This window comes from Burkholderia sp. MS389 (assembly GCF_016899425.1).
Classification (GTDB): domain Bacteria; phylum Pseudomonadota; class Gammaproteobacteria; order Burkholderiales; family Burkholderiaceae; genus Burkholderia; species Burkholderia sola.
This window is the reverse complement of record NZ_CP045995.1, coordinates 2,938,307-2,959,165: the sequence shown is the minus strand read 5'-3', so window position 1 is coordinate 2,959,165 and position 20,859 is coordinate 2,938,307. Positions and strand designations below refer to the sequence as shown.

General features: G+C 61.7%; 18 protein-coding genes and 1 pseudogene. 1 reads left to right on the top strand and 18 read right to left on the bottom strand.

Annotated elements, in window-relative coordinates; translation table 11 throughout:
- Nucleotides 1–10: 10 nt before the first annotated feature.
- The 6 genes from GJG85_RS29590 to GJG85_RS29565 all read right to left on the bottom strand — a co-directional run bounded on the left by GJG85_RS29590 (nt 11) and on the right by GJG85_RS29565 (nt 5,230).
- Entirely contained in the window at nt 11–805 is a 795-nt protein-coding gene (locus GJG85_RS29590) for a putative hydro-lyase (protein ID WP_050011213.1), read from the bottom strand.
- Nucleotides 806–830: 25 nt separating this feature from the next.
- Nucleotides 831–1,244, bottom strand: coding sequence for a heme-binding protein (locus GJG85_RS29585; protein WP_050011214.1), 414 nt, complete (start codon nt 1,242–1,244; stop codon nt 831–833).
- Nucleotides 1,245–1,271: 27 nt separating this feature from the next.
- Nucleotides 1,272–2,027: an SDR family NAD(P)-dependent oxidoreductase gene (locus GJG85_RS29580; RefSeq protein ID WP_050011215.1), complete on the bottom strand. Its 756-nt coding sequence runs from the start codon at nt 2,025–2,027 to the stop codon at nt 1,272–1,274.
- 77 nt (nt 2,028–2,104) lie between these two features.
- A complete protein-coding gene (locus tag GJG85_RS29575; RefSeq protein WP_124630508.1) occupies nt 2,105–3,226 on the bottom strand; it encodes an acetoin dehydrogenase dihydrolipoyllysine-residue acetyltransferase subunit in 1,122 nt (373 codons plus the stop codon).
- Nucleotides 3,227–3,232: 6 nt separating this feature from the next.
- Nucleotides 3,233–4,240 (bottom strand): alpha-ketoacid dehydrogenase subunit beta, encoded by a 1,008-nt coding sequence (locus GJG85_RS29570; protein WP_048985726.1) that lies wholly within the window; start codon nt 4,238–4,240, stop codon nt 3,233–3,235.
- Nucleotides 4,241–4,252: 12 nt separating this feature from the next.
- Complete coding sequence (locus GJG85_RS29565; protein ID WP_050011217.1) at nt 4,253–5,230, bottom strand: thiamine pyrophosphate-dependent dehydrogenase E1 component subunit alpha; 978 nt, start codon at nt 5,228–5,230, stop codon at nt 4,253–4,255.
- Between the two features lie 504 nt (nt 5,231–5,734).
- On the opposite strand from GJG85_RS29565, the gene GJG85_RS29560 reads away from it, so the two are divergent.
- Nucleotides 5,735–6,673 carry a LysR family transcriptional regulator gene (locus GJG85_RS29560; RefSeq protein WP_200891607.1) on the top strand — a complete coding sequence of 313 codons (939 nt, stop codon included), beginning with the start codon at nt 5,735–5,737 and terminating at the stop codon, nt 6,671–6,673.
- A gap of 73 nt (nt 6,674–6,746) precedes the next feature.
- Here the strand turns inward: GJG85_RS29560 and GJG85_RS29555 are convergent, their stop codons facing one another.
- The 12 genes and pseudogenes from GJG85_RS29555 to GJG85_RS29500 form a co-directional block, all read right to left on the bottom strand.
- Nucleotides 6,747–8,210, bottom strand: coding sequence for an APC family permease (locus GJG85_RS29555; RefSeq protein ID WP_160300486.1), 1,464 nt, complete (start codon nt 8,208–8,210; stop codon nt 6,747–6,749).
- 241 nt (nt 8,211–8,451) lie between these two features.
- Nucleotides 8,452–9,390 (bottom strand): annotated as a pseudogene (gene lipA, locus GJG85_RS29550) (lipoyl synthase); the annotation flags it as partial.
- A gap of 47 nt (nt 9,391–9,437) precedes the next feature.
- Nucleotides 9,438–9,608 (bottom strand): hypothetical protein, encoded by a 171-nt coding sequence (locus tag GJG85_RS29545; protein WP_160300487.1) that lies wholly within the window; start codon nt 9,606–9,608, stop codon nt 9,438–9,440.
- Between the two features lie 130 nt (nt 9,609–9,738).
- On the bottom strand, nt 9,739–10,632 hold the full coding sequence (locus tag GJG85_RS29540; protein ID WP_050011220.1) for a LysR family transcriptional regulator: 894 nt from the start codon (nt 10,630–10,632) through the stop codon (nt 9,739–9,741).
- Between the two features lie 79 nt (nt 10,633–10,711).
- Nucleotides 10,712–12,028 carry an MFS transporter gene (locus GJG85_RS29535; RefSeq protein ID WP_200891608.1) on the bottom strand — a complete coding sequence of 439 codons (1,317 nt, stop codon included), beginning with the start codon at nt 12,026–12,028 and terminating at the stop codon, nt 10,712–10,714.
- A 70-nt stretch (nt 12,029–12,098) separates the two neighbouring features.
- Nucleotides 12,099–12,572: a RidA family protein gene (locus tag GJG85_RS29530; protein ID WP_050011221.1), complete on the bottom strand. Its 474-nt coding sequence runs from the start codon at nt 12,570–12,572 to the stop codon at nt 12,099–12,101.
- Nucleotides 12,569–13,636, bottom strand: coding sequence for a DUF4392 domain-containing protein (locus GJG85_RS29525; RefSeq protein WP_089489196.1), 1,068 nt, complete (start codon nt 13,634–13,636; stop codon nt 12,569–12,571). Before GJG85_RS29525 ends, GJG85_RS29530 begins: the two co-directional genes overlap by 4 nt.
- A gap of 51 nt (nt 13,637–13,687) precedes the next feature.
- On the bottom strand, nt 13,688–14,674 hold the full coding sequence (locus GJG85_RS29520; RefSeq protein WP_050011222.1) for a threonine/serine dehydratase: 987 nt from the start codon (nt 14,672–14,674) through the stop codon (nt 13,688–13,690).
- Nucleotides 14,675–14,834: 160 nt separating this feature from the next.
- On the bottom strand, nt 14,835–16,124 hold the full coding sequence (locus tag GJG85_RS29515) for an MFS transporter (protein WP_204384158.1): 1,290 nt from the start codon (nt 16,122–16,124) through the stop codon (nt 14,835–14,837).
- 54 nt (nt 16,125–16,178) lie between these two features.
- A complete protein-coding gene (locus tag GJG85_RS29510; protein WP_160300488.1) occupies nt 16,179–17,609 on the bottom strand; it encodes an APC family permease in 1,431 nt (476 codons plus the stop codon).
- An 841-nt stretch (nt 17,610–18,450) separates the two neighbouring features.
- A complete protein-coding gene (ptsP, locus tag GJG85_RS29505; protein WP_080334128.1) occupies nt 18,451–20,427 on the bottom strand; it encodes a phosphoenolpyruvate--protein phosphotransferase in 1,977 nt (658 codons plus the stop codon).
- 48 nt (nt 20,428–20,475) lie between these two features.
- Entirely contained in the window at nt 20,476–20,853 is a 378-nt protein-coding gene (locus GJG85_RS29500) for a PTS glucitol/sorbitol transporter subunit IIA (protein ID WP_089489194.1), read from the bottom strand.
- Between the last annotated feature and the right edge of the window lie 6 nt (nt 20,854–20,859).

The window sequence follows — 20,859 nt, the reverse complement described above, 5'->3', positions numbered from 1 at the left end:
GACTCCTGGCTCATACGGCCGCGGTGTGCGCCGGCAAATCGGTGACGAGCATGTATCCCGGTTCATGCGTGATCGCAAAATCCGGCTTCGCCGCCTGAAGAGCCATCTGCGGCGTGACCCCACAAGCCCAGAAACCGAGGATGTCACCGTCCTCGATCACCGGCGGATCGCCGAACTCCGGCCGGGTTACGTCGCGAATCCCGATGACCGCCGGGTCACCGATATGAACCGGTGCACCGTGCGCGAGCGGAAACCGTTCCGACAGCACGATTGCCTGGATTGCATCTGCGGGCTTGAACGCGCGCATCGACACGACCATCGGGCCATGAAACGGCCCCGCGGCCGCCGTCTGGATGTTCGTCACGTACATCGGTACGTTCCGGTTCGCACTGATGTGGCGAATGTCGATCCCCGCCTGCAGAATCGCGCTCTCGAACGAGAACGAGCAACCGAGCGCAAACGTCACGAGATCGTCACGCCACAGATCGACCAGATCGTCGACCGTATCGGTGTGAACCCCGTTCCGGTACACGCGGTAGCGGGGCACGTCGGTCCGAATGTCGATCACGCCCAGTCCGTCCAGCCCCGGGTTGCCGGGCTGCCCGACTCCCACCAGCGGACAGCTCTTGGGGTTGATTCGGCAAAACTCGCGAAAATCATCTGAGTACATCTTCGGCAGAATTGCCAGATTTGCCTGCATGAAGCCATCGGCGTATCCCGTCGTCGGCGCACGCAGCTTGCCGTCGCGAATCAGCAGCCGAACCTGGTCGGCCGACATCGTCCGCGTACCTGCAGTCGATTCCATTGAAAGTACCCTTGCAGGAAGATGTTCAGTTCTCGCCGAGCGCAGCAACCATCGCACGCGCAATCGCCACGTCCGCTTCCTCCGGACCACCCGACACGCCTACCCCACCGATGACCTCGTCGCCGTGCTTCACCGGCAGGCCGCCGCCGAACACGACCAGCGGGCGGGACGCCGCGCGCTCGAGCCCGTAGAGCTCGGCTCCGGGCTGGACGAAATTCATCCAGTAATCGGTAGGGAACCGCAGTGCTGCGGCGGTATACGCCTTGTTGTGCGCAATTTCGATCGTGCCGAACGCCGCGTCGTTCACGCGTGTGAACGCAACAAGGTGGCCGCCCGCATCCACGATCGACAACGACGAGCGCTGCGCCAGTTCGTTCGCCTTCGCGACGCCCGCTTCGATCGCCCGCCGTGCGGCTTCATTTGTGATCTGCTTGCTCATTGGTTTCTTCCCGATTCTGCACGGCAGTCAGTTGTACGCGCCGCCATCGACATTGATTGCCTGCGCGGTGACGTAAGACGACTCGTCCGATGCGAGGTAGACAAACAGCGGCGCGACCTCGTCCGGCGTCGCCTGTCGGCCAAGGGGGATAGCCGTCCGAACCGCCGACTCCTGCTTGTCGCGGCCACCCATGAAATCGATCACCGGTTGATTGAACGGCGTATCGATCCAGCCGGGACACACGGCATTGACACGCACGCCGTCCGGCGCGAGCTCGATTGCAAGCGTGGTCGTCAGACCGATGATGGCCGCCTTGGACGCCGAGTAGCATGCGAGGCCGGTGCCGCCGCGCTTGCCCGCGAGCGACGACATCATCACGATCGACGACTTCTGCGCGGCTCTCAGGTGACGGAGCGACTCGCGCGCGAAAATGAAGTTGGCCCGCACGTTGATCCCGAAGACCTTGTCCCAGCTCTCGGTGCTGAACTGCTCGATCCGCCCGGAGAGCTGGACGCCGGCATTCAGACACAACGTGTCGATGCCGCGCATCCATTCCGACGACTTCTCGATGACGGCCTTGATCTCGTCTTCGCTCGAGATGTCGGTTCGAAAAAAACGCACCTTATCGCCGAACCGGGATTCGAGCGCGCGGCCCTTGACCTCATCGATATCGACGACCGATACGGTCGCACCTTCGGCAACGAACGACTCCAGAATGGCGAGACCGATATTGGCAACGCCGCCGGTCAGAAGTACCCGCTTGCCTGTCAAACGTCCTGACATGACTGTTTCCTCAAGATCACTGCGCCGATAACCGCTTCACATCGCCGAATCGGCGTCCCGCCGCCCGGCACGAGCGGTTATCGGGCGCGACGGATGTTCTCCAGCAGCGCATCGTTCACAACAGACGCTGCCTCCATTTGCGGCATATGGCCGACGTCCGGAATCACGCGCAACTGCACCGTGGACGGCAGGTCGTTGGCCTGCGCGACCGGAATGATGGCGTCGCGCTCGCCCCAGAGCAGCATCACGGGGCAGGTGAGTCCAGCCAGCATCGCACCGATCGTCTGAACCTGGCCGTTTTCGTCGGCAATGGTGTCGGCGATCGCGGACAGCGCCTCCTGGACGCCTTCCAGCCGCTTGAACTGAAGCGTGCCCTCGACCATTTCGCTCGTGATCTTCGACGGATCGGCAAACAGCTTCTCCAGCGCGGCCTGAAGCGGACGGCGGCGCTCCGCGGCGACGAATTCGGTCACGAACGAGCGGTTGATCTCCTTGCCCAGACCGATTGGCGCGATGAGCGTCACCGATGCGACACGCGACGGGTTGGCGGCCGCGAAGGCCGCGGCGATCGCGCCGCCGAACGAGTGACCGACCAGGTGCAGTTTCCCGGACGTGATCGCGCTCGCCGCTTCCTCGACCGCCATAGTGATCTTTTTGATCACGCCACCACCGGTAATCGGCGTCGACGCGCCGTGCCCGGGAAGGTCCACCGCGATCGTCCTGAACTGCTCGGCGAGCGTGCCCTGGTTGAACAGCCAGGTCGACAGGTCACCGCCGAAGCCGTGAATGAACAACACGGTTTCGTTGCTTTCGGGGCCGAGCTCCAGCACGTTCACGCTGCCGCCGGACACGGCGACCGCCTTCGGTGCGACCACACCACCCGCCTCGCCGTCGTCCGCATTCAGGCGATGCGCGTAGCTTGCGACGAGCGCGTCGATTTCCTCCTCGGTCGCCGCTTCATCGGCGATGACGCCGATCAGCGCGCCGACCGGCGCGATTTCGCCCTCGTCGATGACGATGCGCCGCAGGATCCCGGACACGGTCGCCTCCACCACGTTGTTGACCTTCGTGGACTCGACCTCGAGGAGTTCCTGGCCGCGTTCGACCTTGTCTCCCTCCTTCGCGTGCCATTCGAGCACGGTGCCTTCGGTCATCGTCATCCCCCACTTGGGGATGGTGACGGCTTCAATGAACGACATGATTGATTACCCCTTCAGAATCGACTTGACGGCATTCACGACGGCTTCCGGCGACGGCACGTACGCGTCTTCCAGGTTCGGTGCATACGGCACCGGCGTGTGCGGCGCCGTCACGAGCCGGATCGGCCCCTTCAGCGAGTCGAAGCACTTGTCGGCCAGCAGCGCGGAGATATCCGTCGCGACGCTGCAGCGTGGATTCGCCTCATCGACGATCACGACCCGTCCGATGTCCTCGGTGTACTCGAGCAGCGTGTCCTCGTCGAGCGGCGACGTCGTGCGCGGATCGATGATGCATGCCGACACGCCGTCCGCCGCGAGAAGGCGAGCGGCCGTCTCCGCCACGCCGACCATGCGGCCGAGCGCAACGATCAGCACGTCTTTCCCGTCCCGCACCACCCGCGCCTCGCCGAACGGAATCGTGTATGCGCCGTCGGGCACTTCGCCCACGGTGTCGTACAGCATCTTGTTTTCGAGGAAGATCACCGGATCGTCGTCGCGGATCGCCTGGAGCAGCAGGCCTTTCGCGTCGTACGGATTCGACGGGATCACGACCTTGAGGCCGGGAATGTGCGTGAAGATCGGATAGAACGCCTGCGTGTGCTGCGCGGCCGAGCGCGTGCCGGCCCCGTACGTCGCGCGAATCACGAGCGGCGTCTTGGCACGGCCGCCGAACATGTACCGGAACTTCGCGATCTGATTCATGATCTGGTCGAGACATACGCCGGCGAAGTCGACGAACATCAGTTCGGCGATCGGACGCAAACCCGTGAGGGCCGCCCCGGCGGCCGCGCCAACGAATGCGGCCTCGCTGATCGGCGTATCGCGAATGCGCTCGGGGCCGTAGGCGTCGAGCAGCCCGCGCGTCACGCCGAAAGCACCGCCCCACGCATCCTTGACGCCGTTGGCGCCCGCGCCGCCGGTCAGATCCTCACCCATCATGATCACGCGCGGATCACGCGCCATCTCCGAGTGCAGCGCGTCATTCAGCGCTTGACGGAACGATTTCTTTGCCATTGCTGTGGGTCCTTACAGATACTTCACGTAAACGTCGGCGGTCAGTGCCGAAAGCGGCGGGAACGGGGCTGCGCGCGCAGCACTCACGGCGGCGTCGATCTCGGTCTCGATCTGCGCATCGACCGCGTCCAGCTCGCCGCTGGCCACTTGCGATCCTTCCTGCACCTGCCTGCGGAAATTGGCGACGCAATCGCGCTCCTGGCGCATAGCCTTCTTTTCTTCCGGCGTGCGATAGTTGTCGGGGTCTCCGCTGTAGTGACCGTAGTAGCGCGGCACGTGAATCTGCAGCAGGCTCGGGCCGCCGCCATTGCGGGCACGATCGATCGCCTGGCCGGCGGCCTCGTAGACCGCGAACAAGTCGGTGCCGTCGACTTCCGCAGCGGGAATGTCGTAGCTCTGCGCGCGCCGGGTGAAGCTGCCGGCCGAGACGAACGAATTTGCCGTCGCTTCGCCGAAGCCGTTGTCCTCGATCACGAAGACGATCGGAAGCATCCAGATCTTCGCGAGGTTGAAGCTCTCCGACATCACGCCTTCGTTCATCGCACCGTCACCCGCGAACGCAACCGCCACGCCACCGGTGCCGAGCAACTTCGCCGTGAGCGCGGCGCCGCACGTGATCGGCGCGCCGCCGGCCACGATGCCGTTCGCGCCCAGCATCCCCTTGCGCAGATCGGCGATGTGCTGCGAGCCGCCTTTGCCGCCGCACGTTCCCGTCGCACGCCCAAACAGCTCGGCCATCATTGCGCCGATATCGCATCCCTTGGCAATGCTGTGACCATGCCCGCGATGGGTCGACGAAATGTAGTCCTTGTCCGTCAGGTGCAGGCACACGCCGACGGCGCTCGCCTCCTGCCCGGCACAAAGATGGGTGTTGCCCGGAATGTCGCCGGTCGCCATCTCGTCCATCACGCGCTCCTCGAAGCGGCGAATCGTTCGCATGGCGCGATAAGCGTCCACGAGCCGCTCACTGGGAAACTTCAAGGCGGACATTCCAATCTCCTTAATTTAAATGGTGTGCGTGGCTGTGCGCTTCGACGCGACACACTCGACCGTGTTGCAAATCCGGCTCGCCCCACGAATATCGCGACAGCAGTGCCGACATGCCATTTCAATCGTCACCGTTCAATTTCGTCCGGTCCAATTGTGATTGGCGATTTCGCGCGATCACCGATTCTTATCAGTGCGTGAGCGCCAGTCCGCACCCCGATCATGAATTCACGTCGACACTCGAACCGTGCGATCGCGATCGATCATCGACTGCTCGCTTCAACCGCCACGATTGCACTTTTCGTTTCAGCGTTGTTGAAATTCTAGTGATGCGCCTGATGAGGTTCGTCCACCTAAAGGTGGAGAAAGAAATCGCAGCGCGTCCGCTCTCCCCGGGAATCGGGTGTTCTATGTTGAGCACCCCACCCTTCGTCGCTATGATCGATCGAACCTTCCCCGCACCGGGGATATGCGTCGCCTCGTCCGATCGCCGGTCGACATTCGGATATGCGCGATCGAATCGCTTTTCCCCACGCGGGTGGAGTTCGCCACATGATCGATCTTCGAAACCTGGAGACCTTTTACGCCGTCGCCCAACTAGGGGGATTTCACCGTGCCGCGGAAAGGTTGCACACGACACAGCCCGCTGTATCCGCGCGCATCGCGCAACTCGAACAGCAACTGAAGGGACGCCTGTTCGAGCGAGACAAGCGGGGTTGCTTCCTGACCATCAAGGGCAGGCAACTGCTCGTCTACGCGGAACAAATGATTTCGCTGAGCGCCGAAATGGTCGAGGCAGTTGCTGGCCGGACGGCCCTGGGAGGGACGGTTCAGCTCGGCGCGTCCGACACGATCGTGCACACATGGCTGTCCGCGCTGCTCAAGCGGCTCAGCATCGAATACCCGGAGATCACGCTCGAGGTCAATGTCGACGCCACGCCGAACCTGACCGCTGGGCTCGCCGACGGCACGATCGACGTCGCGCTCCTGATGGGCCCCGTGAACGCGAGCAACGCGGAGAATCTGCCGTTGTGCAGCTATCCGATCAGCTGGATCGTCTCGTCGGATTTTGAATGCGACACGGCCCACCTCACGCTGAGCGATCTTGCGCGGCATCCGATCATCACGTTCTCGAGATCGACACGTCCGTACATGCAGCTAAAGGAGATGTTCGATCGGTCGCATCTGCATCACGTGAGAATCTTCGGCAACTCGTCGCTGTCGTCGATCGTCCGGATGACGCTCGACGGCATCGGCATCGCGGCGATTCCACACCACGTCGTGGCCGAACATCTGGCGAGCGGCCGGCTGCGCCGAATCGACACCGGCCACGAGATGCCGGTGATGCCGTTCACCGCCAGTTTTGTCCGCCGCGTCGACATGCCGCTGAGTGCGATCGTTGCCGGGCTCGCGCAAAACGTCGCCGCGCATTACGAAGGGCGCTAGGCGCCACGCCGCGCTTGCTTGGCGCAAGCGCAAAAAAAGCCAGGACTCGGCGAGTCCTGGCTTGTCGTCATCGTCAACCGTTCTGGCTGCGTCCCAGGCATTCGAAGACCTCGGGGCGCCGGTGCTTGAAGTATTGGGCAAGTGCCATGCCCGCGACCTGCACGCCGATCAGGCAGTAGAACATCCACACGTACTGCCCGGGGTCACCGCCCGCAAGCACGTCGAAGTGTGCGGCCACGAGATAAACCAGCGCGATGAAGAATACTGACGAAATCGCCGGTGCCAGAAACGACTTGGCGAAACTCACGCCCTGTTGCCTGCCTCGGCGAACGTACCAGAGCAGCGACGAGATGTTGACGATGGTCATCAGAATGATGATGCCCGACGTTCCGACTCCGGAGAGCTGCCCGTAAAGCAGATCGGGCTTGGCGCCCATCAGAATGAACGGCAACAGCACGCACAGCACCATGACCGAGACAGTCATCGAGGCAAGATACGGAGACTCGTGCTTCGCGTGCACCTTTCCGAGGAAGCGGGGCAGCGCGCCGTCCGTTCCCAGGTTGTGCATATAGCGCGAAAGCACGTTCTGCGTGGACAGGCTCGCCGCGAACGCTGACGTCATCACCAGCACCGAAACGATCAGGTGCAGGCCAGGGCTCACGAATTTCGCGAAGGCGTCAGGGAACATCGCCGCGGGCGTCTTGGCCGCGATCGACTGAACCTGCGGCCCGTAAGCCATGATCATCGCATACGCACACAGCGTGTAGATCACACCGATGAAGATGACCGCACCATAGGTTGCACGCGGAATCGTCCGGTCCGGCATCTTCACCTCGTCGCGAAACAAGGCGGTCGCCTCGAACCCCATGAAGAACGACACGGTGAACAGCATGCAGAACGGTACGTTGGTACTGTTCGCCAGTTGGCTCGGCATGAACGGAGCGGATGCGGAAACACCCGGCACGCCGCCTTTTGCCAGCACACCGAACGAAAATACCAGACAGACGACGATCTCGAGAATCATCACCCACGTCAGCACCCTCGCGGACAGCTCGACATGAAGATATCCCAGCATCGAGACCACCAGCCAGCACGCGAGCGTCGGCCAGTACCACGGAATCGCCATGCCGGTCATGTCGTGCACGAGATCCGAGCACGAGACGCCGAAGAACGACGTGACGCCGGCGAGGAGCAGGAAGTACGAAACCGCCGCGAGTATGCCGGAGCCGAGGCCGGTCGACTTTCCGATGCCATAGCTGATGAACGCATAGAAGTCGCCCGGGCGCTTCACGATATTGTTGAGCGTCACATAGCCGACGGAAAACAGCAGCAATACCAACGTCGTCAGTACGAATATCACGGGGCTGCCGACTCCGCCGAACATCAGCGCGAACGGGATGTAACCCGACACGGTCGTCAACGGCGCCGAGAATGCCAGCACGGTGAGCGCCAGACCGACGGCGCCCATGCTGCCCGACAGCTTCTTATGTGGAGGCGTTTCTATTTGCGCGTCTTCCACACTCAGTTTCATATCCATCTTCGCCTCCATCTCCTTACGCCTCCAACATATCGTCAGCATGATCGAACTTTCGCCGCATCGCGCCGCGATCGTTCATGTGTCTGAGCACCATTCATCGGTTTCGAGCCTGTACGGTACTCAGTTCGGTTCAGTTCGGTCCGTATCGCCGCCATCGTCGGCCGCCAAATTGATCGGGTCCAATTGCTGTTGGCGATGTTTTTTGATAATCGCGTTTTATCACGCGCACCGGCTTTGCCCCTCACGCAACGCCGGCCCCATGCGCCTGCAGATCGGCGTGATAGCTCGAGCGCACCATCGCGCCAACGGCCGCGTGCGTAAAGCCCATCTTGTACGCCTCTTCCTCGTACATCTTGAACGTATCCGGATGCACGTAAGCACGCACCGGCAGGTGGTGCTCGGACGGTTGCAGGTACTGGCCGATCGTCAGCATGTCGACGTCGTGAGCGCGCAGGTCGCGCATCACCCGCAGGATTTCCTCTTCGGTCTCGCCGAGGCCGACCATCAGGCCCGACTTCGTCGCGACGTCCGGATGCTGCGCCTTGAAGTCCTTCAGCAGCTTCAGCGAGTGCGCGTAGTCCGAACCCGGACGCGCTTCCTTGTACAGGCGCGGCACCGTTTCGAGGTTGTGGTTCATCACGTCGGGCGGCGCCGCGTTCAGGATCGAGATCGCGCGATCGAGACGGCCGCGGAAGTCCGGCGTCAGGATCTCGATGCGCGTTTCCGGCGACTGCTCGCGCACTTCGCGGATGCACTCGACGAAGTGAGCGGCGCCACCGTCGCGCAGGTCGTCGCGGTCGACGCTCGTGATCACCACGTACTTGAGCTTAAGCGCCGCGATCGTGCGCGCGAGGTTCTTCGGCTCGTCCGCGTCGAGCGGATCGGGACGGCCGTGGCCGACGTCGCAGAACGGGCAGCGGCGCGTGCACTTGTCGCCCATGATCATGAACGTCGCGGTGCCCTTGCCGAAGCATTCGCCGATGTTCGGGCAGCTCGCTTCCTCGCACACGGTGTGCAGGTTGTGCTCGCGCAGGATCGTCTTGATCTCGAAAAAGCGCGTGTTGGGCGTCGCGACTTTGGCGCGGATCCATCGTGGCTTGCTAAGCGGCTCGATCGGGACGATTTTGATCGGAATGCGCGCCGTTTTCGCGTGCGCCTTCTGTTTTTCCGATGCGTCGTAGCGCACCGTCGGGTTTGTCGAGGTCGTCCGCTTCTCGCTCACATCGGTCATTTGCGCCCTCCTATCCGGCGCTCTTGCGAAAACCGGTGGTCAACAGCCTGTTTGTCGGTCGAAATGATCGCCATGCCGCTCTTCCCTGAAGCCCTGTCGAAAGCGCGCAACGTGCGCATCGCGTCAAGCCGGACGGTGATATCGCATGTGCCGGCAATCGATTTCATTCTAGAAATGACGCGTGTATCCCTCGTCCACCCAAAGGATGATAAAAATCGCCAAACTTCGTCAGGCAGGAGGGCTCACCACGATGCGAACCCATTAATCGCGACCACCGCCGCGCATCGGGATACGCGTTTACCCGGACGTCGGCTTGGCTGCGACGAGCGCCAATCCGGTCAGGATTTCGTAGATGCGAACGTCGAGTCCGCGGGCGTATGCCGCACTGAATACGAAATCGTCGAGCGTGAGCGTTGATTCCTTTACGACGAGTGAGCCCACCTCGATTTCGTGCCGCGCGACTGCGCCTGGCATCACGGCAATGCCGATCCTGTCGACCGCCATCTTCACGATCGTCGACAGGGACCCGTTCGCGAAAATGCGCGGAGAAGGCTTGTCCCGCGTCGCAATGGCGTCCCTCAGCGTGATGTACGGATGCGTCCGCTTCGGCAGCGTGATGATCGGGAAGCGCGCCAGGGTCTCTGGCGTCAAAGGGCTGTCGCCGACATCGAGGTCAGGGGACACGAGGAAGTCGACCGGATATCTGCACAAGGGTGCTTCGACAAAATCGGGATCCACCACGGGCCCGGCCAACAGAAACGCCATGTCGATCTCGCCGGACCTAAGCCCGTCTCGAAGCGCCGGTGTGATGTCGACCACGATGTCGATGACGATACCCGGATGTTCGCGATGCACACGCTCAATGAACTCGGTGAGCCACATATGAACGATCGTTTCGGCGACGCCCAGACGAACCACACCGGACAGCGTCTGAGGGCTTGCGATCGCCGAAATCAGTTCGGACTCGAGCGCCAGGAACCGCTCCGCATATTCCAGTAGAGTCCGGCCGCAGGGTGTCAACCGGATTGTACGTGCCGCGCGTTCGAACAGCAGCACACCCAGATCGTCCTCCAGGCCGGAAATCCGGTGCGACACCGCGGATTGCGTCGTGTGCAGCTTGGTCGCCGCCTTATGAAAGCTGTTGAGCGTTGCGACCCAGTAGAAGGTTTCGAGGCTTTTCAGATTGATCATCTGTTCTGTTCACGTCGAACATAAAGAATATTGCCGGCCCGCAATCGTTCAGACACAACAGGATCAGTGGCCGTCGACCTCAGCGATTGACGAGCTTCTTGGGAAGGCACAAAGTCAGCGTCACGCCGATTGCAGCCATCAACGAAATAAAGAAAACGCCGTAATCGGTGCTCCCGGTCATGTCCTTGACGACGCCCACGACATAGGGGCTGACGAACCCGCCCAATCCGCCGACGCAGTTGATGAAGGCAACACCGGCGGCCATGCCGATCCCAGTCAGAAACAGTCCAGGAATCGAGAACAGCATCGACGTCGTACTGTACGCACCCACGGCTGCGACACACAACGCCACCAATGCAACGGCCGGCGCGCCACGGGTGAATACACTGGCGACGAGCCCCGCGATCACGCACAAGAACGGCACGACGAGATGCCAGCGGCGTTCGCGAAGTTTATCGGAGCTTCGACCAATCAGATACATCCCGACGAACGCCGCACTGAACGGCAACGACGTGTAGAATCCGATACGCAAGACGTCACCTGGCGCAAGCTGTGCGACCAGCGTCGGCAACCAGAACGAAACGCCGTACGAACAGATCGCCGAGCAGAAGCAGATGAGTGTCATGTGCCAGACCTTGCGGTTCGTCACCGTCTGCCTCAAGTTCATCCCGGCGCAGTGTCCGTCTATCGCTCGACGATCCGCCTCCAGTTCGCGCTCGATGACACGCCTGTCACGATCCCGCAACCAGCGAGCAGACTCGGGACCATCGTCGAGAAACACGAGCGTCAGCAGACCGAGCACAAACGACGGAACTGCCTCGATGACAAAGAGCCATTGCCAGCCGGCCAATCCATGTGCTCCCTCGAGCGCCGACATGATCGCACCCGATACCGGCGCCCCGATCATGCCGGACAAAGGCACCGCGCCGACGAACAGCGCCACCATCTTCGCGCGGCGTGCGGATGGAAACCAGTACGTCAAGTACAGAATGATGCCGGGATAAAAGCCTGCCTCGGCCACGCCAAGCAGAAAGCGAAGAACGTAGAACTGAACAGGCGTCGATACGAACGCAAAGGCCGCGGAAATCATTGCCCAGAGGATCATGATGCGCGAGATGGTTCTTTTCGCGCCGATCTTCGCCATCAGCACGTTGCTCGGCACCTCGAACAGGAAGTAGCCGATGAAGAACAGACCGGCCCCCAGCCCGTACGCCGCGTCCGTCAACCCGAGATCCGACAGCATCCGCAGCTTCGCGAAGCCAATGTTGATGCGATCGAGATATGCAGTGACATAGCACAGCATCAGGAAAGGCATGATCCGGAGGGCGACCGTCCGGTACGTACCTTCGGAATGCATATCACCGCGGACCGGATCAACAGCTGAATCGTATTGCATGATCACCTCTACCCCTTAAGATTTCGTGCCGTCTTGGTCGACTCGTGACAAGGCCGCCCATACGCTGTCCTCAAACGACCTCTACGGTGGCTTCTACTTCCACCGCCATGCCGGACGGCAAGGCGGTGGCGCCGGTCGCAATGCGTGCGTGCCGCCCTGCTTCGCCAAGGACGGCGAAGAACAGGTCCGAAGCGCCATTCAGCACGGTCGCATGGTCGGTAAAGTCCGCGTCGCACCGCACGACGCCAGCGACGCGAACGATGCGAACGACGCGCGAAAAATCCCCGTCCAGCATGCGTCCGATGTGGCTCAGGATATTGAGGGCGCAGAGCTGGGCCGCGCGCTGCCCGTCATCCACACTGAGGTCGGCGCCCACTCTTCCTGCGTAGAGAAGCTTACCGTTCAGGCGCGGCCCCTGGCCGGCGATCTGAAGGTAGTTTCCCGACCGCACTGCAGGCAGATAACTACCGCGCGGCACGCTCGCAGGCGGCAGTTCGAGGCCCAGTTCGGCGAGGCGCGCGTCAATCGTGGTCTTGTCCGTCATTTCAATTGCCTCCAGTCGCCACGTTCCCCCTGCCAGTTGATCGAGTCGCCCAGCGTGCGTCGAACACTCGCGCGAAGCGTACGAAGCAAGCCTTCCCATTCGAGCGCGCTGATGCCATCCACGGCGGGCTCGGGGGCCATGAACATGCCGTCCACACCACCCGAATTGACGCAGCATTCGATGCAGCGAATCTCGAGTTCGGGATCGTGAAACACGACAGGGTTCTCCAGCAGCGCCGAAAGCGCCGCGATGATGCCCGTTGCACCCCAGTTCGACACGTTCGCGACGACGAGGTGATCAGCTGCATTGACCGCCGCAACGCCTCCACGCCCAGCAACACCGGTTGACGCGGCCTTCGGCGAAAACGCGGGCAGATCTGCCGCGATTACCCCCATGCCGAGTTCGTTACCCCCATCGCCCACGCCGATATGCAGGATGCCGCGCTCCTTGCCTTGATAAAACAGGTAATCAAGGTCAGCGACGAGTCCGTCGAGCGGACGGCCGCCCAGCCCGTGGTAGAGTCCTAGCGCGTTGCAACCGGGGCGCTCGATCGAAATCATCACGCTGGGCCGGGTGCGCTCGAGCAGATCATCACAAACACGACGACTGCCGTCCTTGTCCTTGGGGACTGTCCGGATGTAGACGGGCCGCAAGTACTCGATCCGTTTCACCACGCCATCATCCGGGAACGGCATCGGTGCCAGCCCTGCGCCGCGGCAGGTCTGCACCATCATCTCCTCCCAGTCTTCGTCGATCACGACGACGGTCGGCACCCCCAGGCCGAGGAAAAATGCGCGCGCCATCAGCGCAGCGCCCACCGGACCATCGGTTTCGGGTGCACCGCCGCCCTCAGGGAATCCCGTGGCGATGAGCACCGGGCCGCCTTGTCGCCTTACCACCTCGACAATTCGTTCGGCCGCGCCCATGCATGCGAATCCGGGTTGTCGCTTCTGCAGCGCCTCGTAGATGTTGCCGATGAGCCCGACACCCGTGTAGTCGAGCGTCATGAATTCGTCGATCGTGCGCGCAACGCGTTGATACTGTTTGCTGTCTTGCTGCAGCATGACAATTACCTCCTGGCAGAAATGTGCTCTGGGTAGATGAATGCCGGATGATCAGGCCAACGCACTGACGAAGATGTCGTGGTCCACGTTACCGCCGCTCAGTACCAGCACGACGGTCTTTCCGGCTATGGCGAGCTTCCCGGCAAGTACCGCCGCGAGCGGTACTGCGCCACCGGGCTCCACGACGAGCTTCAGTGTCTCGAACGCCACGCGCATCGCCCGACGCACCTCGTCATCGTCGACGACGAGACTTCCGGCCAGCAGCCTCTTGTTGATCGGGAACGTCAGCTTGCCGGGAGATGCGACCTGCAGAGCGTCGCAGATGGATCTGGCGCCCGCGGCATTGGTAACTTGCTCGCCCTTCGCAAGCGATCGTGCGTGATCGTCGAACCCCTTGGGCTCGACAGCGTAGAGGCGCGCTTGCCTGCAATACGCGTTGATCGCCGTCGCGACCCCAGCGACCAGTCCCCCACCGCTGGCGGCAGCAAGAACCACATCAGGGACCACGGACAGGGCCTGAGTTTGCTGCACGATCTCGAGACCGACGGTGCCCTGGCCGGCCATCACCTGACGATCGTCGTAGGGGGGAACGGTCACCGCGCCGGTGCGCTCCGCGATATCCCGGCCGATTGCTTCCCGGTCGTCCGTTTGTCGGTCATAGAGACGCACGGTCGCACCGTAGGCCCGTGCGCCTTCGATTTTTGCCTTGGGTGCGTCCGCCGGCATGATGATGGTGGCCGGCATGCCGAACCGCGCGCAAACCGCCGAGATCGCCAGCGCGTGATTTCCCGACGAGAAGGCGACGACGCCGCGCGGTCGCAGGGCTGCCGGAATTTGCAGCACGCGATTGCACGCGCCCCGGAACTTGAAGGACCCCGTCTTCTGAAGGCTTTCCGCCTTGACGAGCACACGGGCCCCTGTCGCACGGTTGAGCACCTCGCTCTCGAGCAGAGGCGTTCGCACGACGAACGGCAGGATGCGCACAGAGGCGGCTTCGATGTCGGCGACCGAGAAATCGCCGGATGAGAGATCGGTCATGGCATTCGCTCACGGTGAAAGACGTCAGCGCATTACATCAACCTCGACCGATTCAATCCAATGAAGAACAAAAATGATCACTGATCGAAATTCGTAATCGATTGACAACGCATGCCGGGCGTTCAATCGCGCGCCTCGACGCATTCGCGGCGCGCATGCGTCACGACTCGATCTTTCGGCCGCCGAACGCGGCGAGCAGCAGCAACCCGGCGAGCAACGCAAATGCAAGATGCAAACCGATCGCATGCGCAAAGAAGCCGACAATTGCCGGTCCGACCAGATTGCCGCCGTAGCCTAATGTCGTGATCGACGAAATTGCGGCAGAAGGATCCATTGCCGTTTGCCGCCCGGCAGCGGCGAACAGGATGGGTACGATGTTCGCGCACCCGGCCCCGCATACGGCAAACCCGACGATCGTGCCCGTGCCCGATGGCGAAACGATCGCGATGCACATCCCGACCGCGCCGAGGCTCCCGCCCGATACAATCATTGCGCGCGAACCGAATCGGGTAATCAACATGTCGCCGAAGAGTCGACCGATCGCCATCGTCATCGCGAACGCGGTGTATCCGAAGCCCGCGCGGTCCTGCGCATAATTCTTCACCGATGTCAGGAACAGCGCGCTCCAGTCGAGCATCGCGCCTTCGACGAGAAAGCATCCGATCGCAATGGCGCCCATCAGGACCACGATCCCCTGCGGCAAGATCAACGCCGACGCCGTGCGCTCGCCGGGCCCCGCCGACTCCAGGTATCGCGCGTAACGAAACATGAGCACGGCGATGACGGCGACCATCGCACCCGCTACCCCAAGCGGATTCGCGCCGGCCGACAGCAGCGATCCGCCGACCAGCGAGCCCGCGATTCCGCCGACGCTGAACAGGCCGTGGAAGCCGGACATGAGTTGCTCGCCGCTTTGCCGCTCGATGAGCGTGGCCTGGATGTTCATCGCGACGTCGACGAATCCCAGGCCGGCGCCGAAGATCAACAGCGTGATCGCCATCGCGGGCATGCCGGACAGCGTCGCCAGGAGCGGAAGCGATGCGCAGATCATCGCGGCGCCCGCGCCGATGACCTTGCGGCAACCGAATCGCTCAACCGCGCGCTGACAGAGCGGCATGCATCCGACGGCGCCGATTCCCAGGAATAGCAGCAGGAAGCCGAATTTCGCTTCGTCGACGTCAAGCCGCGCCTTCGCATACGGCACCAGCGGCGCCCACGTCGCGACGCTGATTCCGGCGAGAAAGAATGATGCGCGTGTTGCAGCCCGTTTGTTGCTTTCGCTTGCAGTCTCGACGACCATGGTTTGGGATGTGTCCGACAACTCGGACATCTTCTGGATGAACGGATGATCCGGTCGTGACGTGTCCGCACCGGCCGTGACTGGCAGCCGGGCGCATCTGATGCAACGAGCCGGAAAATAAAAAAAGATCCCGAAAGTGCTCGGGATCAAAGGAGAAACGACCCGGGATGAGGCTGAACGTGTCCGCCCCGGTCGCTCAACGATTCAGTCCTTGTGGCTGCGGCCGAGTCTTTCGAAAATTTCCGGGCGCAGGTACTTGAAGTATTGTGCCAGTGCGATGCCGACGAGCAGCACACCAATCAGGCAGTAGAACATCCACACGTACTGCCCCGGATCGCCACCTGCCAGAACATCGAAGTGCTGCGCGATCAGCACGACGAGCGCGATGAAGAACACCGAGGAAATGGCGGGCGCGACCGCCGACTTGAAGAAGCTGACGCCCTGGTGTCTGCCGCTCCGGCCGTACCATACCAGCGACGAGATGCTGACGATGGCCATCAGAACGACGATCCCCGACGTACCAACTCCGGAGAGTTGCCCGTACAGCAGATCGGGCTTGGCGCCCATCGCGATGAAGGGGATCAGCACGCAGAGCACCATCACCGACACCGTGATCGACGCGAGATAGGGCGACTCGTGCTTCGGATGAACCTTGCCGAGGAATCGCGGCAGCGCGCCGTCGGTGCCGAGGTTGTGCATGTAGCGGGCCAGCACGTTCTGCGTGGACAGCGCCGATGCGAACGCCGACGTCAGCACCAGCAGCGAGATCACGACATGGAGACGGCCGCTGACGAACTTCGAGAATGCGTCGGGAAACATTGCGGCAGGGGTCTTGGTAGCGATGTCCTGGACATGCGACCCATAGGCCATGATCAGCGCATACGCACAAATGGTATAGACGACGCCGATGAAGATGACCGCACCATACGTGGCTACCGGAATCGTCCGGTCGGGCATCCGGACTTCATCCCGGAACAGCGCGGTCGCCTCGAATCCCATGAAGAAACCGACGATGAACAGTACCGAGAACGGCACGCTCGCGCTCTTCGACAACTGGCTCGGCGCAAACGGCGCGGTTGCCGAGATGTCTGCCGCCCCGCCCTTCGCCAGCACGAAGAACGAGAAGATGAGACATACCGCGATCTCGAGCAGCATGATCCACGTCAGCACCTTCGCCGACAACTCGACATGCAGGTAGCTGAGGATCCCGCACGCCATCCAGCATGCGATCGTCGGGATGTACCACGGGAGCACGGCGCCGGTCGTTTCATGAAGGAGATCGGAACAGGACACGCCGAAGAACGACGTCACCCCGGCGAGCAGCAGAAAATACGACACCGCCGCGAGGATGCCCGAGCCGAGGCCTGTCGACTTCCCGATGCCGAAACTGACGAATGCGTAGAAGTCGCCCGGGCGCTTGACGATGTTGTTGAGCGTCACGTAGCCGACGGAAAAGAACAGCAGAACGATCGTAACGACGACGAACAGGATCGGACTGCTGACGCCTCCGAACATCAGCGCGAACGGGATGTAACCGGACACCGTTGTCAAAGGTGCCGAGAACGCGAGCACCATCAGCGCCAGGCCGATCGGCCCCATGTTTCCGGATAACTTTTTGGGTGCAGATTCGCTCATGCGAATCTCTTGCATGTTCATCTCCATCTCCGTCCCACCTCCGTCATTATGTGAATCTTCGCCATACGAAAACACTGGGAAATGCAGCAACGACTGGTATTTGTCGGTTTATTTCGCTACATTTGTCTCACGATTTCGCTTCAAGAAGCTCTTTGTTCACGGCAAGTGAAACGATCGTCCACCTCCAAATTGAAGCGGTCCAATTGCGATTCGCGATTTGCGCTGATCGCCAAAATTTATCAACGCGACAGTAGGCCGGCTCTGCGTCCGATACTTGGCCACGCCGTTCGTCGCAATCGCCGTGAATCTGTTGCGCATGCCGTCACCCGCTGTCAGACAGGGCTGTAGCGATGGCAACCATCCGGGAGGTAATACAAGGCAAAATGACGATCAGGGATCACGCGGACATCGCCCGGGATGCCTGGGTGAAACGCAGCTGGGGTGAGAGACCGCACGCGCCGGACGCTGGAAAACCGATTCAGCGCGACGAGCAGCCTCGCGGCTCGTCGCGCGTTCTTGATACACACCGCCCGACTGGACGAGCCGTGGAAGGAAACCAGGCAATTTTGGAGAAAGCTCGACGGCTTTCGGGTGTGAAGGCTGCGCGTGTTCGAGAAGACCGGACGGCAGTTCCATCCGGTAAAATCGCCTCCTCGAATCGCGCCGTGTCGGCCGGTAAGCAGCTCGGGAGGCATAGCGAAATTGCCCGACAAGACCGGATACCTGCGCGGCGAGACAGATCGCCCGCCCCTCCGTGTATCAAGCCGGCCCCGCGAAGCAGTGGCAAATACGAATCTTGTGGATCGTCGATGCCACGCCCCTGTCGTTTCCCGATCGGAAATCAGATTTCCGTCACGAGTTTCTTTGCGCGCAGTACCGAGTTTGGACTCATACTGAGTTCGTCGACTCCGAGGTTCACGAGCACCGGAATCATGTTTGGCCGAGACGCAGCTTCCCCACACACGCCGACACTGATGTGCGCCCGCTTCGCCGCGTCGCATACCATCTTGATCGCCTGAATGACAGCCGGGTGCTCGGTCTTGTAGAGCGAGGCAAGGCTGGGATTCATGCGATCGACGGCCATGATGTATTGCGTAAGGTCGTTGGTACCGATCGAGAAGAACTCGACCTCCTGCGCCAGTAAATCGGCAGTGAGAACCGCAGCCGGCGTCTCGATCATGATGCCGAGCTTTGGAACTGCAAACGGCACCCCCGCGTCGGTGAGTTCCGCAGCGATGCGCTCGATGATCGCCTTCGTACGGCGAACCTCGTCGACATCGTCGACCATCGGCAACATCACGCAGATGTTTCCGTGCGCGGTGGCACGCAGTAGCGCTCGCAGTTGCGGCTCGAACACTTCGGGGCTGTCAAGACACATCCGGATGCCTCGCCACCCCAGAAATGGATTCTCCTCCTTCGGGAAGCGAATGCCCGGCAGCGGCTTGTCGCCGCCAGCATCGAGCGTCCGAATGACGACAGGCCACGGGTGAAAGCGCTGTGCGAGCGTGGCATAAACTTCGTATTGCTCGTCCTCCGTAGGCACGCGCTGATGGTCCATGAACAAAAGCTCGGTACGGAATAGTCCCACGCCCATCGCGCCGGCTTGCAGGGCCGAGTCAAGTTCCGACAGAGAACCCATGTTCGCGGCGATCAGTATCTTGCGTCCGTCGCGCGTGGAGGGCTCGACGTCCCGGTAAGCAAGGAGCGCCGATTGCTGTTCGCGCTGCGCGTCGATACGGCGCGACAGTTCCTTTTCATGCGCGTCGGAATGGTCGAGCCAGACCTCCCCGGTCGTACCGTCAATCGATATACGTTTGACGGATCGCAGCCTGTCCTTGTCGATCGGCAGACCTAGAACTGCCGGAATGCCGTGCGAGCGCGCGATGATCGCGACATGAGACGTCGCACTGCCGGATGTGCAGACGATCCCGAGGATATTGGCGAGGTTCGCGCGCGCAAGATCCGGCGCGGACAGTTCTTCGGCAAGGATGATGCTCGGTACGTCGAGTTCTCGCAGCGACTTCTGCTGCTTGCCAAGAAGCACGGCCACGATCTCGCGCGTCAGGCCGCGAATGTCGTCGGCGCGGCTGCGAAGATACTCGTCCGTCATCGATTCGAACGCGAACGCCAGATCCTGCCCGCATTTCAGCGTAGCCGCTGCCGCGCTCCACCGCGTTGCGATGAGCTCGCGGATCGTGCCCGCATAGTCGTCGCTCCTTGCGACATCGGCGATCGCCTCGATGATCTCGTTTCCCATCGTCCCGTCGCCCGGCTCGAGCATCGCAGCCAAAGTGGACTCGAGCGTCGCGGTGAATCGCATGACCTCGTCTGCTACCTCGTGTTCCGACACGAACTGGCGATCGACCATGAGCTCGTCACGAACATACGCGAGCGCACTGCCAAATGCCAAGCCTTCACTCGCCGGAACACCTCTCAGTGCGCCCGGAGATTCAGCATCGTCGGCGGATCGCACCACAGCCGTGTGTTCGAACGCTCGCGGAGCCGTCGCTGAGCCGTCCGACCCGCGATGGCCGTCTGGCACGGTGGCGCCCTGCACGATTGCGCTGACATTCGACAGAAATTGCGTCAACCTGTCGAGCGCCTCGCATTCGTCTTCGCCGTCCGCTCGGAGAAGTATCTGCTCGTCCTGCTTCACACCTAGCAACATGAGCTTCACAGCGCTCTTCGCGTCCGCCCATGCATCGCCTCTCCCGATTTTCAGCGCGCTATTGAACTCCTTCGCGAGCTTGGCGAATTGCGTCGCGGGGCGTGCGTGCAGACCCTCGTGTACCTTGACAACAACCTGAGTTTCCAACATGACGATGCCTTTTCGTATTCCGTGGATGACGATTGACGTCGGCGCGATTCAGGCGTCAACGATCTCGATGACGGCCCCTTTCTGCATGCTCTTGAAGAGCCGTTCACAATCGACCATCGACGCACAGATCTCGCCTGGGCGCTCTGCCGAATGGGCTCCATTGAATGTGATGACGACATGGCCCAGTTCGCTCACCTTGTTCCAGGCCGTCGGCCCCACTGCGGTCACGACCGCGGAAATTTCACCGATGCGCAGCACGGAACCGATACGCGGCGCGTGGCTGTGCGCCTGCTCTACGCGGTGAAGAACCGACACCTCTGCCAGTTCGGAAGGCGCGCCATCCGAATACAAAATCAGCACGCCACCTTCGAGAAGGGACTCCACCTCTTCGCCGATACTGGAAATGATTGTCTTGTAGTAATGCATGCGTGA

Bases quoted from the DNA above. Each gene is read 5' to 3' on its own strand.
- GJG85_RS29500 (WP_089489194.1), bottom strand. From the start codon at position 20,853: ATGCATTACTACAAGACAATCATTTCCAGTATCGGCGAAGAGGTGGAG.
- GJG85_RS29575 (WP_124630508.1), bottom strand. From the start codon at position 3,226: ATGTCGTTCATTGAAGCCGTCACCATCCCCAAGTGGGGGATGACGATG.
- GJG85_RS29570 (WP_048985726.1), bottom strand. From the start codon at position 4,240: ATGGCAAAGAAATCGTTCCGTCAAGCGCTGAATGACGCGCTGCACTCG.
- GJG85_RS29520 (WP_050011222.1), bottom strand. From the start codon at position 14,674: ATGACCGATCTCTCATCCGGCGATTTCTCGGTCGCCGACATCGAAGCC.
- GJG85_RS29510 (WP_160300488.1), bottom strand. From the start codon at position 17,609: ATGAGCGAATCTGCACCCAAAAAGTTATCCGGAAACATGGGGCCGATC.
- GJG85_RS29525 (WP_089489196.1), bottom strand. From the start codon at position 13,636: ATGCTGCAGCAAGACAGCAAACAGTATCAACGCGTTGCGCGCACGATC.
- GJG85_RS29585 (WP_050011214.1), bottom strand. From the start codon at position 1,244: ATGAGCAAGCAGATCACAAATGAAGCCGCACGGCGGGCGATCGAAGCG.
- GJG85_RS29580 (WP_050011215.1), bottom strand. From the start codon at position 2,027: ATGTCAGGACGTTTGACAGGCAAGCGGGTACTTCTGACCGGCGGCGTT.
- GJG85_RS29545 (WP_160300487.1), bottom strand. From the start codon at position 9,608: ATGAAATCGATTGCCGGCACATGCGATATCACCGTCCGGCTTGACGCG.
- GJG85_RS29540 (WP_050011220.1), bottom strand. From the start codon at position 10,632: ATGATCAATCTGAAAAGCCTCGAAACCTTCTACTGGGTCGCAACGCTC.
- GJG85_RS29565 (WP_050011217.1), bottom strand. From the start codon at position 5,230: ATGTCCGCCTTGAAGTTTCCCAGTGAGCGGCTCGTGGACGCTTATCGC.
- GJG85_RS29555 (WP_160300486.1), bottom strand. From the start codon at position 8,210: ATGGATATGAAACTGAGTGTGGAAGACGCGCAAATAGAAACGCCTCCA.
- ptsP (WP_080334128.1), bottom strand. From the start codon at position 20,427: ATGTTGGAAACTCAGGTTGTTGTCAAGGTACACGAGGGTCTGCACGCA.
- GJG85_RS29590 (WP_050011213.1), bottom strand. From the start codon at position 805: ATGGAATCGACTGCAGGTACGCGGACGATGTCGGCCGACCAGGTTCGG.
- GJG85_RS29560 (WP_200891607.1), top strand. From the start codon at position 5,735: ATGCGCGATCGAATCGCTTTTCCCCACGCGGGTGGAGTTCGCCACATG.
- GJG85_RS29535 (WP_200891608.1), bottom strand. From the start codon at position 12,028: ATGCAATACGATTCAGCTGTTGATCCGGTCCGCGGTGATATGCATTCC.
- GJG85_RS29530 (WP_050011221.1), bottom strand. From the start codon at position 12,572: ATGACGGACAAGACCACGATTGACGCGCGCCTCGCCGAACTGGGCCTC.